The 13,190-nt window shown below is 64.3% G+C and carries 10 protein-coding genes; 3 read left to right on the top strand and 7 right to left on the bottom strand.

The annotated features are described in order from the left end of the window. Positions 1-125 precede the first annotated feature (125 nt). The 5 genes from EWE75_RS19310 to EWE75_RS19290 all read right to left on the bottom strand — a co-directional run bounded on the left by EWE75_RS19310 (position 126) and on the right by EWE75_RS19290 (position 8,515). Positions 126-2,522 (bottom strand): TonB-dependent receptor, encoded by a 2,397-nt coding sequence (locus EWE75_RS19310; protein ID WP_130159743.1) that lies wholly within the window; start codon positions 2,520-2,522, stop codon positions 126-128. A 482-nt stretch (positions 2,523-3,004) separates the two neighbouring features. Beyond that, positions 3,005-3,847, bottom strand: coding sequence for an SDR family NAD(P)-dependent oxidoreductase (locus EWE75_RS19305; RefSeq protein WP_130159742.1), 843 nt, complete (start codon positions 3,845-3,847; stop codon positions 3,005-3,007). A 60-nt stretch (positions 3,848-3,907) separates the two neighbouring features. After that, positions 3,908-5,749, bottom strand: coding sequence for an acetyl/propionyl/methylcrotonyl-CoA carboxylase subunit alpha (locus EWE75_RS19300; RefSeq protein ID WP_130159741.1), 1,842 nt, complete (start codon positions 5,747-5,749; stop codon positions 3,908-3,910). Positions 5,750-5,753: 4 nt separating this feature from the next. Continuing rightward, entirely contained in the window at positions 5,754-7,355 is a 1,602-nt protein-coding gene (locus tag EWE75_RS19295) for a carboxyl transferase domain-containing protein (protein ID WP_130159740.1), read from the bottom strand. Beyond that, positions 7,352-8,515 (bottom strand): isovaleryl-CoA dehydrogenase, encoded by a 1,164-nt coding sequence (locus EWE75_RS19290; RefSeq protein WP_130159739.1) that lies wholly within the window; start codon positions 8,513-8,515, stop codon positions 7,352-7,354. The genes EWE75_RS19295 and EWE75_RS19290 overlap by 4 nt, the downstream gene beginning before the upstream one ends. Positions 8,516-8,599: 84 nt before the next feature. On the opposite strand from EWE75_RS19290, the gene EWE75_RS19285 reads away from it, so the two are divergent. The 3 genes from EWE75_RS19285 (at position 8,600) to EWE75_RS19275 (ending at position 10,557) form a co-directional block, all read left to right on the top strand. Beyond that, complete coding sequence (locus EWE75_RS19285) at positions 8,600-9,487, top strand: LysR family transcriptional regulator (RefSeq protein ID WP_130159738.1); 888 nt, start codon at positions 8,600-8,602, stop codon at positions 9,485-9,487. 149 nt (positions 9,488-9,636) lie between these two features. Next, entirely contained in the window at positions 9,637-10,176 is a 540-nt protein-coding gene (locus tag EWE75_RS19280) for a hemerythrin domain-containing protein (RefSeq protein WP_130159737.1), read from the top strand. A 129-nt stretch (positions 10,177-10,305) separates the two neighbouring features. Continuing rightward, positions 10,306-10,557 (top strand): hypothetical protein, encoded by a 252-nt coding sequence (locus EWE75_RS19275; RefSeq protein ID WP_130159736.1) that lies wholly within the window; start codon positions 10,306-10,308, stop codon positions 10,555-10,557. Between the two features lie 25 nt (positions 10,558-10,582). On the opposite strand, the gene EWE75_RS19270 is transcribed toward EWE75_RS19275, so the two are convergent. Beyond that, positions 10,583-11,476, bottom strand: a complete 894-nt coding sequence (locus EWE75_RS19270; RefSeq protein ID WP_130159735.1) for a copper resistance protein B — start codon at positions 11,474-11,476, stop codon at positions 10,583-10,585. Next, positions 11,473-13,164 (bottom strand): copper resistance system multicopper oxidase, encoded by a 1,692-nt coding sequence (locus tag EWE75_RS19265; protein WP_130159734.1) that lies wholly within the window; start codon positions 13,162-13,164, stop codon positions 11,473-11,475. Before EWE75_RS19265 ends, EWE75_RS19270 begins: the two co-directional genes overlap by 4 nt. Between the last annotated feature and the right edge of the window lie 26 nt (positions 13,165-13,190).

Genomic DNA, 13,190 nt, shown 5'->3' with positions numbered 1-13,190 from the left:
GTTCGTGCGCGTCTTTCGTGGACCACCCGTCAGGCGATCGCCCCCGCGATTGCCGCCCCTATCATGCCGCCAAACGGGCGCGAGGTTGAACCCGGCGCCCGTCACGCAGCGAAGCGACAGCAGATTCAGAAGTTGAACGTTCCACGCAGGCCAGCAGTTCGCACCGAATCGTAGCTCCATCGCTGCGCGAAGGTGAGGACGGGCGGCCCACTCGTCGGATTGGCATCGCCGCCATCCGCACCGATCGAAATCGGCCGAACCGAATTCGTGCAATTCTTGCAGAACAGCGTGAGGCTCCAATTGTGTGACTTCACTCCGAGACGTGCGTCGAGCGTGTCCCACGTCGGGATATCGAAGATCGTCCCCAACCCGGAAGTCTGCGGCGAGCGGTGATAATACCCAAGCCCGATCACACCATCGAGACCGCGCCCGATCGGCGCTTGGTAATCGGCGCCAAGCGTGGTCGTGAACTTGGCGGACAGCGGTAGCGGATAGCCGGCCGCATTGAATACGCCGACGAAGCCTGGATCGCTCGAATTGACGTTCGCCGCACAGCCATTGCTGGTCTGTCCAGGATTGCACTGTGCCCCGGGATAATCGTCGAACTTGGCATCGACATAGGAAGCCGAACCGGACAGCGTCAGCCGTGACGACACCCGTCCCTGAAGCGATAGCTCGACGCCCTTGGTGGTCGCGGTCGCCGCGTTGCTCAGAACGAACGTCCGAAGCGATTGCACGAACGATTGGACCTGCAGATCCGAAAAGCGCGTGTAGAAAGCCGAGAGGCTGAACGTCACGCGACGGTCGAGAAGGCGCCCTTTCAGGCCGATCTCCCCGCCTTTCGAGATTTCCGGGCGAACCGCCAGATTGGCGCCGGGGCTGGGAGAGGTATTGGAGAAGCCGGGGCCCTTATAGCCTTGTCCGTAGAATCCATAGACCAGAAGGTCCGGCGAAGCTTGCCAATCAGCGCCAATCTTGAAGCTAAAATTGGTCGCCTTGGTCGATTGCTTGGTAACGTTGTTGGGCACACCGAGCGTCACGAAATAGGACCCGGTATTCTCCACCATATCCAGCGATGCCTTGTCATGCGTGACGCGCCCGCCGCCGGTGATTTTCAGCGAGTCCGTGATCGCGTAACTCAACTGGCCAAATGCCGCATAGCTGTCCTGTTTCAGCGTGAAGCGGTAGTCCTGGCCCAGAAAGGAGGTGTTGCTTACCGGGCACGCCGGTGGTGGGCCAAGTACGGTCGGATTGATGCAAAACGGGAACCCCGATGTAACGAAGCTTGGCAGTCCGTTATTGCCACCGCGAAACCCGACCTCGGAATCGGAAGAGTGATAGTAATATAACCCAAACTGCCCGGAGATAGCATTTCCACTAGGCAATGACAGGCGCAGCTCTTGCGAGATTTGATCGAATTTTATGCGATTCTGATTGAAATCGAAGAAATTTATCGGCGTATTGTCAGAATCAAACTGATAGGACGTATTTAACTTTTTCCAGGCGGTGATGCTGCTCAGTTGCATCCCGTTCGCAAAGCTATAGCTTATATTTCCTTGAACGCCGCCGGTTTCAGAAACTCGATAATTTGGCGCGTCTGCGGTATAAACAAGATTATTGTTTCCCGCCTGCAGGCCATATGCAGGGTAGACGCTATTCTGGCCGAACTGGCGGAAGGTAGCATCGTAGCGGCCTGAAATCCCTCGGCTTTTGTTGTAATCGCCGATGATGTAGATCGAAAGATCGTTGGTAGGCTCGATCAGATATTTGGCCCGGACACCCCAGTTGAGCGTATTGAGATCGTTACGAACCGCACCATTCACCATCGGATAGGTGACAGAATCCTGGGTGCTGTACAGCGCGTTGATCCGCAACGCGCTATTGGTTGAGATTGGGATGTTGATCGTATCGCGAAGCTGAATCCCCTGCCCGTCTTTGACTGGGCGGTCACGATTGACCAGCTCGACATCGCCTTCCTCGCTGAATTTTCCTAGCTTTGGCCGAGTCGTCGTTATGTTGACCAATCCGGCGGAGGCGTTCTTACCGAACAGCAGCCCTTGCGGCCCGTTCAATACTTCGACGCGCTCGACATCGTAAAAGGCGTTGGTCGCGAATTCGCGATTGCCCAACACGACTTCGTCGATTACCTGCGAAACGCTCGATTCAACCGTCGAAGCGAACGTGCCGGTGCCGACGCCACGGACCGAAAACGTGTTATCTTGCGCGACCTGAAGGCTGGGCGCGAGCTTCGTCACTGCCATCAGGTCATTGATGCCCCGCTGCAGCAGTTGGTCGCCACTTACCACGGTCACGCTGACCGGCACCTTCAGGACATTCTCACTGCGGCGCTGCGCGGTGACGATGATATCGTCAACGTGTTCTGCATCCGCTGCAGGTGACCTCCCATTGACTTGCGTGAGAGCCTGCGCGCCACCGGGAACCGCGCTTTGCGCCTGAGCAAGCGCCGGTAAGGTGATGAGCACACTTGTTGACAGCAGCGCAGCCTTTTTGAAGTCCTTCATAGCGATAGTCCCCTCCTCATACGTCGACGCTCGACAAGTGGCGTCTTTGGCACGGTTCTTTTTTCACCCGGAATTTGCCGGGCGCTTACGCGCCGGTTCGGATGTTAACACCAGTCTAATCACTGATTAGATTGTGATAGAGCGCGTTTTCTCGATTGGCAAGCATTTGATGATCGCTGATGACGAGGAGCGGCGACCCTAGTCGAAACTATCGTGACCCTCCCCGACGATGCCGTGCTGATGTTTGACCAGAGCGGTGACCAGGCTGGGCCGGCACAACCGCATAGGAAATATCATCATCAAAATACCGCCCCTTGGGTTCGATCGGGCACACGGCGGCTGGCGCGTGTCCGCGAGGGCAAGCGCTGTGTTGTTTTACGGTTGCTGTCCCTCGCAACCCGGGCAGCGCTTAGGGGTGCCGAGCGACGATCTCGCTACGGCACCGCGACAGCTCGTGACACGGGGTTGCGCCTGAGGTCGCGCTATTCGGCGACGAACGCGGCGAACGCCGCCGCGTAGTCGGGATGCCAGCGCGACAGTGCCGGACGGTTGGCGATGATGTCGTCCATCGCCCAGCGCATCCGCTTTTCGTCGGTCGCGCGATCGACGTCGTTGTCGGGGCACAGGATGTAGAAATCGCCCTGCGCGATGCGGTCGAGCATGAAATCGGCGACCTGTTCGGCCGACCATGCCGCTGCGGGCTTTTCCGGCCGGCCGGTCATGCCGGTGAAGGTGAAGCCCGGGATGAGCAGATGCGCCGAAATGCGCTCGCCGGTCGCCTCGCGCAGCGCATGCGCCAGCGACTCGGTGTAGCTGCGCACGCCCGCCTTCGACAGGTTGTACGCGAAATTGCCCGGCGGGCTGGTGATCCCCTGTTTCGACCCGGTGTTGATGACGATGCCCGGCCGATCCTGCGCGAGCATCGCCGGCACGAACGCCTGGACGCCGTGCAGCACGCCCATCAGATTGATGTCGAGCAGCGCCTGCCACCCGGCGGCATTCTCCCACGGCAGGCCGGGATTGTGGCCGGTCGCGGCGTTGTTCATCAGCACGGAGACGAAGCCCCATTCCGCGAGCACCCGATCGCGCAGACGTTCGACGTCCTGCGGCGAAGATACGTCGGTCGGCACGACCAGCACCTCACCCGCTTCGGCAAGCGCCCTGCCCGCCGCATCAAGCGTCTCGCCGCCAAGATCGGCGAGCGCGACCTTGAGGCCCATCCCAAGCAACCGCGAGGCGACGGCGAAGCCGATCCCGCTGGCGGCGCCGGTGACGACAGCGGTCGATCCGGTCGAGAAGGCGGGGGGAAGCGAATGTGTCGACATGGGTAACTCCTTAACCCGGTGCGCAACGCCTGACGCACGCAGAAGAGCCGCGCCCGGCGATCACCCCTCTGACGGTTCGATCCGCACCAGCAACGTGCCTTCGCTCACCTGCCCGCCCTCGCGCGCGTTGAGTTCGGCGATGATGCCGTCGAACGGTGCGGTCAGGCTGTGCTCCATCTTCATCGCCTCGACGGTAACGAGCTTCTGCCCTTTGCGCACAGCATCCCCCGCTGCGACCGCGACAGCAATGACGCGTCCCGGCATCGGCGACAGGATCGCGCCGTCGCCCGCGCCCTGCCCGCCCGCGCCTTCGACGCGCCACGCCCGAAGCTGCCACGTCTGGCCGTGTTCGGTCAGCAGCGTGTCTTCCAGACCACCGGCGGCACGCGACGGATCGAACGCGACCGTAACAGGCACGCCGTTGAGCAGAAAGCCAGCGTCACGCCGCACGGGCGCATTGAGCCGAAAACCGACCGGGCCGGTCGATGGCGCGACCAGACGCTCGGCGGCACGCGCGAGCACATCATTACCCGGGCGCTCGGCCGGCATCAGCGCATCGCCTTCACGCGCGATCAGCCCGGTGTCGAGCTTGGCGGCGGCGAAGTCGGCATTGTCGAGCGCGCGCACGAGAAACGCGGCGTTGGTGCGTAGCGGCCAGATGACCGTATCGTCGAGCGCCGCCATCAGCGTGCGCCGTGCCGCATCGCGATCCGCGCCGTGGGCGATCACCTTGGCGATCATCGGATCATAGAACGGCGAAATCTCCGCGCCCTGCTCGACGCCGGTATCGACCCGACAATCACCGCCGATGCGGAACGTGTCGAGCCGCCCGATCGACGGCAGGAAACCTTTGGCCGGGTCTTCCGCGTAGAGCCGTGCTTCCATCGCCCAGCCATGGATCGCAAGCTCGTCCTGCCGCCGGGGCAAAGGCTCGCCCGAGGCGACGCGCAACTGCCATTCGACCAGATCCTGCCCGGTGATCGCCTCGGTGACGGGATGCTCGACCTGAAGCCGGGTGTTCATTTCCATGAACCAGATCCGGTCGGCGCGAAGCCCCTGCGAACCATCAGCGATGAACTCGATCGTGCCCGCGCCGACATAGTCGACCGCGCGCGCCGCCGCCACCGCCGCCGCGCACACCGCAGCGCGTGTCGTCGCGTCCATGTCCGGCGCCGGGGCTTCCTCAATCACCTTCTGGTGACGGCGCTGGAGCGAGCAATCGCGCTCGAACAGATGCACGACATTGCCGTGCGTGTCGCCGAACACCTGCACCTCGATATGGCGTGGGTTGGTGATCCACTTCTCCAGCAACACCTGCTGATTGCCGAAGCTCGACGCCGCCTCGCGCTGGCAGGACAGCAAGGCGTCGGCGAAGTCCTCCGCCACATCGACCTTGCGCATGCCCTTGCCGCCGCCGCCGGCGACCGCCTTGATGAGCACCGGATAGCCGATCGCATCGGCTTCCGCCCGCAGCCGCTCGGGCGATTGATCCTCGCCGAGATAGCCCGGCGTGGTCGGCACGCCCGCCGCCTGCATCAGCGTCTTGGCCGCGTCCTTGAGGCCCATCGCGGTGATCGAGGCCGGGTTGGGGCCGACCCAGATCAGCCCCGCCGCCTGCACCGCCTCGGCGAAAGCCGCATTCTCGGACAGGAAGCCATAGCCGGGGTGGATCGCCTCGGCGCCGCTCGCCTGCGCGGCGGCGATGATGCGGTCGCCAAGCAGATAGCTCTCGCGCGCCGGCGACGGGCCGATATGCACCGCCGCGTCCGCAAGCCGCACATGCAGCGCCTGCGCATCGGCGTCCGAATAGACCGCGATCGTGCGGATGCCGAGCCTGCGCGCGGTGCGAATGATCCGGCAGGCGATCTCGCCACGGTTGGCGATCAGGAGCGATTTCATCATGATATTACATCCTGAACACGCCGAACTGCGCTCGTTCGGGAACGGCGGCGTTCAGCGTCGCGGCAAAGGCGATCCCCAACACGTCGCGGGTCTGGGCGGGATCGATGATGCCATCGTCCCACAGCCGCGCGGTCGCGTAATAGGGGTTGCCCTCTTCCTCATATTTCGCGCGGATCGGCGCCTTGAAGGCTTCCGCCTGCTCGGGCGTCCAGGTCGCCGCGTCGCGGTGGACGGTCGCGAGCACGCTCGCCGCCTGCTCGCCGCCCATCACGCTGATCCGCGCATTGGGCCAGGCGAACAGGAAGCGCGGCTGGTACGCGCGTCCACACATGCCGTAATTACCCGCGCCGAAGCTGCCGCCGATCAGCACGGTGATCTTGGGCACCGATGCGGTGGCGACCGCCGTCACCAGCTTGGCGCCGTTCTTGGCGATACCCTCTGCCTCATATTTGCCGCCGACCATGAAACCCGAGATGTTCTGGAGGAACAGCAACGGGATACGCCGCTGGCACGCCAGCTCGATGAAATGTGCGCCCTTGATCGCGCTTTCGCTGAACAGCACGCCGTTGTTGGCGAGAATCGCGACCGGCATCCCCCAGATATGCGCGAACCCGCAGACCAAAGTGGTGCCGTAGAGCGGCTTGAACGCATGGAATTCGGACCCGTCAACCAGCCGCGCGATCACCTCATGCACGTCATAGGGCGCGCGCACGTCATCGGGGATCACGCCGTACAGCTCCTGCGGATCGAACGCGGGCGGGCGCGGCGCGCGCAGCGCCAGATCGGGCGTGCGGTCGGCCGCCAAAGTCGAGACGATATCGCGCACGATCGTCAGCGCGTGCGCGTCGTTCTCGGCGAGATGATCGACCACGCCCGAGCGGCGCGCGTGGAGATCGCCGCCACCAAGGTCTTCGGCCGAGATCACCTCGCCCGTCGCCGCCTGCACCAGCGGCGGCCCGGCGAGAAAGATGGTGCCCTGATTGCGCACGATCACCGATTCATCGGACATCGCCGGCACATAGGCGCCGCCGGCGGTGCAACTCCCCATCACGCAGGCGATCTGTGCGATCCCCCGCGCGCTCATATTGGCCTGGTTGAAGAAGATGCGGCCGAAATGCTCCTTGTCCGGGAACACTTCCGCCTGGTTAGGCAGGTTGGCGCCGCCCGAATCGACGAGGTAGATGCACGGCAGCCGGTTCTCGAGCGCGATCTCCTGCGCGCGGAGATGCTTCTTCACCGTCATCGGATAATAGGTGCCGCCCTTTACCGTCGCGTCGTTGCAGGCGATCATCACCTGCCGCCCCGACACGCGGCCGATGCCGGCGATCAGCCCGGCACCCGGAACCTCGTCGCCGTACAGCCCGTTGGCGGCAAGCTGCCCAACTTCCAGAAACGGCGAGCCCGGATCGAGCAGATGTTCGACCCGCTCGCGCGGCAGCAGCTTACCGCGCGCGACATGCTTGGCGCGCGCACTTTCCGACCCGCCTTGCGCAGCCGCTGCGACCTTCGCCCGCAACGTCTCGGCGAGCGCGCGGTTGTGCGCCGCGTTGGCGCGGAAGCCGTCGCTGTCGATCGCCAGCTTGGTGTCGAGGACGGGCGCGCTCACTGCGCGACCCGCTCAGGCGCGCCGATCAGTTCGCGGCCGATCAGCATGCGGCGAATCTCGTTGGTGCCGGCACCGATGTCGAGCAGTTTGGCGTCGCGCATGAAGCGCTCGACCGGCCAGTCCTTGGTATAACCCGCACCGCCGAGCGCCTGTACCGCCTCCAGCGCGGTCTTCATCGCATTCTCGCTCGCCAGCAGGATCGCGCCCGCCGCGTCGAACCGCGTCGTGCGGCCCGCGTCGCACGCCTTCGCCACCGCATACACATAGGCGCGCGCGCTGTTGAGCGCGACGTACATGTCGGCGATCTTCGCCTGCATAAGCTGGAACGCGCCGATCGGCTTGCCGAACTGCTGGCGCTCGCGAACATAGGGCAGCACCACATCAAGACACGCCTGCATGATGCCGAGCTGAATGCCCGCCAGCACGGTCCGCTCGTAATCCAGCCCCGACATCAACACCCCGACCCCGCCGTTGAGCGGCCCCATGATGTTCTCTTGCGGCACTTCGCAATCGTCGAACACCAGTTCCGCGGTCGGCGAACCGCGCATTCCCATCTTGTCGATCTTCTGCCCGATCGAGAAGCCCTTCATGTCCTTCTCGATCAGGAAGGTGGTGATGCCCTTCGATCCTTCGCCGGTCTTGGCGTAGACGACCAGAGTATCGGCATAGGTCGCGTTGGTGATCCAGAATTTGGTGCCGTTGAGGACGTAGCGATCGCCGCGCTTCTCGGCCCGGAGCTTCATCGAGACGACATCGGAACCGGCGCCGGCCTCCGACATGGCGAGACTGCCGACATGCTCGCCCGAGATCAGCTTGGGGAGATAGCGCGCCTTCTGTTCGGGCGAACCCCAGCGGCGGATCTGGTTGACACACAGGTTGGAATGCGCGCCATAGCTCAGCCCGATCGATGCCGAGGCGCGCGCCACCTCTTCCTGCGCGACGACGTGTTCGAGATAGCCGAGGCCAAGCCCGCCATCCTCCTCCGCCACGGTGATGCCGTGCAGCCCGAGCTCGCCCATCTGCGGCCATAGCTCGACGGGGAACCAGTCCTTCGCGTCGATCTCGGCGGCGAGTGGCGCGATTTTGTCCGCCGCAAACCGCGCCGTGCTCTCGCGGATCATGTCGGCGTTTTCGCCGAGGCCGAAATCGAATGTCGTCATATCTGCTCTCCTGCCCGGCAGCGTAGAAGATTTGCCAACGCGTGAGAAATTGAAAGCGGCGCAGATGGTGGATAGATGACATCTATGATCGAACGCTATCTCGTCCGCTATTTCCTCGCCGTCGTCGATCATGGCACCTTCTCGGCGGCGGCGCAGCATTGCCGGGTCACCCAGCCGACGCTCTCGGTCGGCATCGGCAAGCTCGAAGCGTTGCTGGAGGCTCCGCTGTTCGAACGGTCCAACCGCGCTGTGCGACTGACGGCTGCGGGCACGCGCTTCGTCGAACATGCCCGCCGCATCGAGAACGCCTTCAATCTGGCGAAATGCGCGGTACAGTTCGAACCTGATGCGGGCGCCGTCCGGCTCGGCGTGCTCAACAGCTTGCCCGGCCCGGAACTGGCGCGGATGACCGCCCTCGCGCTGGCGCGCGCACCCGCCGCCACGTTCGAGCTGGTTCCCGGCACCGCGCGCGAACTCCACGCCAAGCTCAATCAGGGGCGGATCGACGTAGCGCTGACCCTCACCGCGACGGGCACCGCAACCTTCCTCGAAAGCCCGCTGCGCACCGAGGGCTTCGGCCTGTTCCTGCCCGCGACCCACGCACTCGCCGGTCGCGATGTCATCGCGGCCGAAGAGGTCGCTCACGATGTCATGATCGTGCGGCGCCACTGCGAATCGCTTGCCGCGATCAGCCGCCACTTCACCGACAAGGACGTTCGCCCACATTTCGCCTTGCGCACCACCAACGACGACCGCGTTTTGCAGATGATCGCCGCCGGCCTTGGCATCACCGTGATGCCGACGAGCTTTACGGCGCCCGGCGTTCGCTCGGCGCGATTGCAGGGTTTCGATCTCCGGCGCACGATCGGTCTCGCCTTCGCGCCGGCCGCACATCCGCTGGAGCAAGCGCCGCCGGGGATCGTCCTCGCCGCGATCGAGACCTTCTCGTCGCCTGCGAGGCCGATCATCTGATCGCGCCCTAGACACGACAATACCGAAACCGGGCCGTTGTCGGAAAACACACTGATGCGGATCAAGTCGGCACCGTGCGGCCGGAACGCGGCTTTCATCGACTCGTTCAAGGCGTCGGATCGTATTTCTGACCCGCAAAGGAGCATCTCATGTCGGTCATTGACAAGCTGGTCGCCGCCGTAACCCCACCCGAGAGCGAAGAGGCGCGGGTCGAGGCGCGCAAGAAGGCGGAGGCCGTCGCCACGCCTGGCAGTTGGCTGTCCGAAATCCTGCGGCATCACCGCAAGATCGAGGCGCTGTTCGACGCGGTGAAGATCGCCGAGACCCCCGCCGGCCGTCAGCGCGCGCAGAAAGACCTCGCCCTGCTGTTGACCGCGCATTCGATCGCCGAAGAAGCGGCGGTCTATCCGGCACTCGCCGCCGACAAGCAGGTCGGCCACGCCGAACTCGCCTATCAGGAGCAGTCCGCCGCGAAGATGGAGATGGGCCTGCTCGAACGGCTCGATCCGATGAGCCAGGATTATCTCGACAAGCTCGAACATATCCGTGGCGCCGTCATGCACCACATCTATTCGGAAGAAGGGACGTGGTTCCTCCAACTCGCCGAGGATGTCGGTCCCGACGAGCAGGAGCGGATCACCGCGCGCTACCGAGAGGAGTTCGAGCGCTATACGCACGGCGCCGCCTGAACCGGTGCAGGTCCGGGTTCGCACCCGGACCTGTCCGCCGCAATGGCGCGTAGCATCCGATGGAAAAATCGCCGCGCGTGAGATAAGAGGTGCCGTAAGCCCCTTCTCTCAGGCAGGAACGACACAGCAATGAAGATGCGTCCAGCGCTCGGCGTCATCGCCGCCCTCTGCACCCTGCTTCCGACTGCGGCCTATTCCGATGATTCGAGCGACCTGCGGCAGAGCATCCTGCAGGGCTGCGAACTCGCCGCGTGGCAGTTCGCCGTTCGCATCGAAAAGGGCGGCGCCATCACCACACAAATCTCGCCCACGATCCCCGACGAGAAAAAGACGTGCGTGCGAAAGTTGCTCGAGGACTATCGCCGCAACGGCCTGAGCTAACCAGGAAAACGCCGGGCGGTGGGCGTCAAAACCAGCCGCGCACGCCAAACACCGCCGCCGCCCCGCCGCGCCCATCCCCGTCTCGGCGCGCATAGCCGGCGGTACGGCCGATCTTCCTGTCCCACGATAGGCCAAGATAGGGCGCGAACTCGCGACGAATCTCGTAGCGCAGGCGCAGGCCGAGTTCCGCTGTGGACAAGCCTTTGCCGATGCGCTGCTCGGGCACGTCCTGCGCGGCGAGGTTGAGTTCGAGACGGGGCTGGAGGACGAGGCGCTGGGTGATGCGCTGGTCGTACCACGCCTCAGCGCGGGCGAGCATATCGCCCTTGTCCGATACGAACAGCGTGCCTTCGGTCTCGAACCAATAGGGCGCCAGCCCCTCGACACCTATCGAAACATAGGTCCGGCGCACACCCGCGCCGATATCCTGCCGCACACCGCCCTGAAGATCGTAATAGGGGCCGATCGCGCGTGAATAGAGCCATTGCACTTCCGCTACGCGCGCGCCGTGACCGAACTGCGCTTCCCCCTCGCTTTTCACGACGAAGCGGTCGATGTCCCCGCCCCACCAGCCCTCGCCATCCCAGCGATACCCCTCGCGGCCGCGACGCACCTGCACTTCGGCGAGGTTGAACAGGATCTGGTGGAGCCGCATGCCGCCATGCTCGTGGTGCATCCGTTCGCGGGCCGGCGCCATGGCGGCCGCGCCCCATATCGCATCGGCGGCGTGATCGGCGGGCGGAGGCGGTGCCGGCGGCGCGGTATCGGACGGCGACTGGTCCGTACCCACCTTTTCGGCCGAAGCGGTCGAATGCGAAGCGGCGTCGCCAATCGGTGCCGGCATGTCCATACCGGGCATGGTCTGCGCATGAGCGGGAGCGGTCGCGATCAATGCCGCGATACACGTCAACGCCTTCATGCCGCCGCCGGACGCACGCTCACCACCTGCATCATGCCGGCGTGCATGTGGTAGAGCATGTGGCAGTGAAAGGCCCAGTCACCCACCGCATTCGCGGTGAGATCGAAGGTGACCATGCCGCCGGGCTGAACGTTGACGGTATGCTTGCGTGGCGCATGATCGCCGTGCCCGGTCACCAGTTCGAAGAAGTGGCCGTGGAGGTGGATCGGGTGGTTCATCATCGTGTCGTTGATGAGCGTGATCCGCACCCGCTCGCCGGCGGTGAACGGGATCGGGTCTCTCACCTCACTCAGTTTCTTGCCGTCGAACGCCCACATATAGCGTTCCATGTTGCCGGTGAGATGGATCTGCAGCTTGCGCGACGGCGCGCGCACGTCCGGGTTGCGATTGGCCGCCACCAGATCGGTATAGACCAATATCTTTCCGCCGACGTCGGCAAGTCCCTGCCCGGGCTCGGCGGTTCGATCGGCGGGCATGGGAGCGATCGTCTGCACGCCGGGGCCGAGCGGCAACCCCGGCGCGTTGCGCGAGTCGCGCATCCCCATGTGCATCGACGACATATCGACCATGTCGGGGTCCATCGCGGACATATCCATACCCATGTCCTTCATCGTCACCACCGGCCGGCGACCGAGCGGCGGCGCTACGGCGAGCAGGCCCGGGCGCGGCGCAAGTGTGGCGAACGCCATCCCCGACCGGTCGATCGCCTCGGCGACGAGACCATAGGCACGGTCGTCAACCGGAGTGACGATCACGTCGTAGGTTTCGGCATTGGCGATCTGGAACGCATCCACCGTCACGGGACGCACCGGCAACCCGTCGGTCGCCACCACCGACATCCGCAAGCCGGGGATACGCACGTTGAAAATCGTCATGGCAGACGCATTGACGAAGCGCAGCCGCACCCGTTCGCCCGGCCGGAACAGCGCGGTCCAGCCATCCGCAGGGCCACGGCCATTGACCAGATAGGTGTAGGTGGAGCCAGTTACATCGGAGATGTCGGTCGGGTCCATCCGCATCTTGCCCCAGGCGCGGCGCTCCGCCGGTGTCTGGTCGCGGCCGGCAAGCTGCCCGGCGAGCGTCTGCTTCTGGTAATTGAAATATCCGCCCTGCTGCTTCAGCCGCTGAAAGATCGTGTGCGGGTGGATCGCGCTGTGGTCCGACAGCACGATGACATGGTCGCGATCATACGCGATCGGATCGGCACCGGCGGGATCGATCACGATCGGGCCATAATGCCCCATCTGCTCCTGCAACCCGGAATGGCTATGATACCAATAGGTGCCCGATTGGCGGATCGGGAATTCATAGGTGAAGCGGCCACCAGCCTTGATGCCGGGAAAGCTGATGCCCGGCACGCCGTCCATCTGGAACGGCACCAGCAGCCCGTGCCAGTGGATCGACGTGTCCTCGTCCGGCAGATCGTTGATCACGGTGAGCCGGACGTCCTGCCCCTCGCGCAGGCGGAGCAGCGGGCCGGGCACGGTGCCGTTAATCCCGATCGCGTGCGTCTCGCGCCCGCCGATCCGCACCATGTGGTGCGCGATGCGCAGTTCGATGTCGGTGCCGCTTACGCCCGGTGGCGCGGTGGGCAGGCCCGGCGACACCGCCGCCGCCCAGCCCGGCCACCAGGCGGTAAGCGCGCCTGCGCCGCCGATCTTCAATATGTCCCGGCGCCGTGGCGTCATGATATCCTGTCCATCAGATTGATACG

This window comes from Sphingomonas populi (genome assembly GCF_004208535.1).
GTDB classification, from domain to species: domain Bacteria; phylum Pseudomonadota; class Alphaproteobacteria; order Sphingomonadales; family Sphingomonadaceae; genus Sphingomonas; species Sphingomonas populi.
This window is presented reverse-complemented; position numbering and strand designations above follow the sequence as displayed.

Excerpts from the sequence above, each read along its gene's own strand:
- EWE75_RS19310 (WP_130159743.1), bottom strand. The coding sequence starts at position 2,522 with ATGAAGGACTTCAAAAAGGCTGCGCTGCTGTCAACAAGTGTGCTCATC.
- EWE75_RS19305 (WP_130159742.1), bottom strand. The coding sequence starts at position 3,847 with ATGTCGACACATTCGCTTCCCCCCGCCTTCTCGACCGGATCGACCGCT.
- EWE75_RS19300 (WP_130159741.1), bottom strand. The coding sequence starts at position 5,749 with ATGATGAAATCGCTCCTGATCGCCAACCGTGGCGAGATCGCCTGCCGG.
- EWE75_RS19290 (WP_130159739.1), bottom strand. The coding sequence starts at position 8,515 with ATGACGACATTCGATTTCGGCCTCGGCGAAAACGCCGACATGATCCGC.
- EWE75_RS19285 (WP_130159738.1), top strand. The coding sequence starts at position 8,600 with ATGATCGAACGCTATCTCGTCCGCTATTTCCTCGCCGTCGTCGATCAT.
- EWE75_RS19280 (WP_130159737.1), top strand. The coding sequence starts at position 9,637 with ATGTCGGTCATTGACAAGCTGGTCGCCGCCGTAACCCCACCCGAGAGC.
- EWE75_RS19275 (WP_130159736.1), top strand. The coding sequence starts at position 10,306 with ATGAAGATGCGTCCAGCGCTCGGCGTCATCGCCGCCCTCTGCACCCTG.
- EWE75_RS19270 (WP_130159735.1), bottom strand. The coding sequence starts at position 11,476 with ATGAAGGCGTTGACGTGTATCGCGGCATTGATCGCGACCGCTCCCGCT.
- EWE75_RS19265 (WP_130159734.1), bottom strand. The coding sequence starts at position 13,164 with ATGACGCCACGGCGCCGGGACATATTGAAGATCGGCGGCGCAGGCGCG.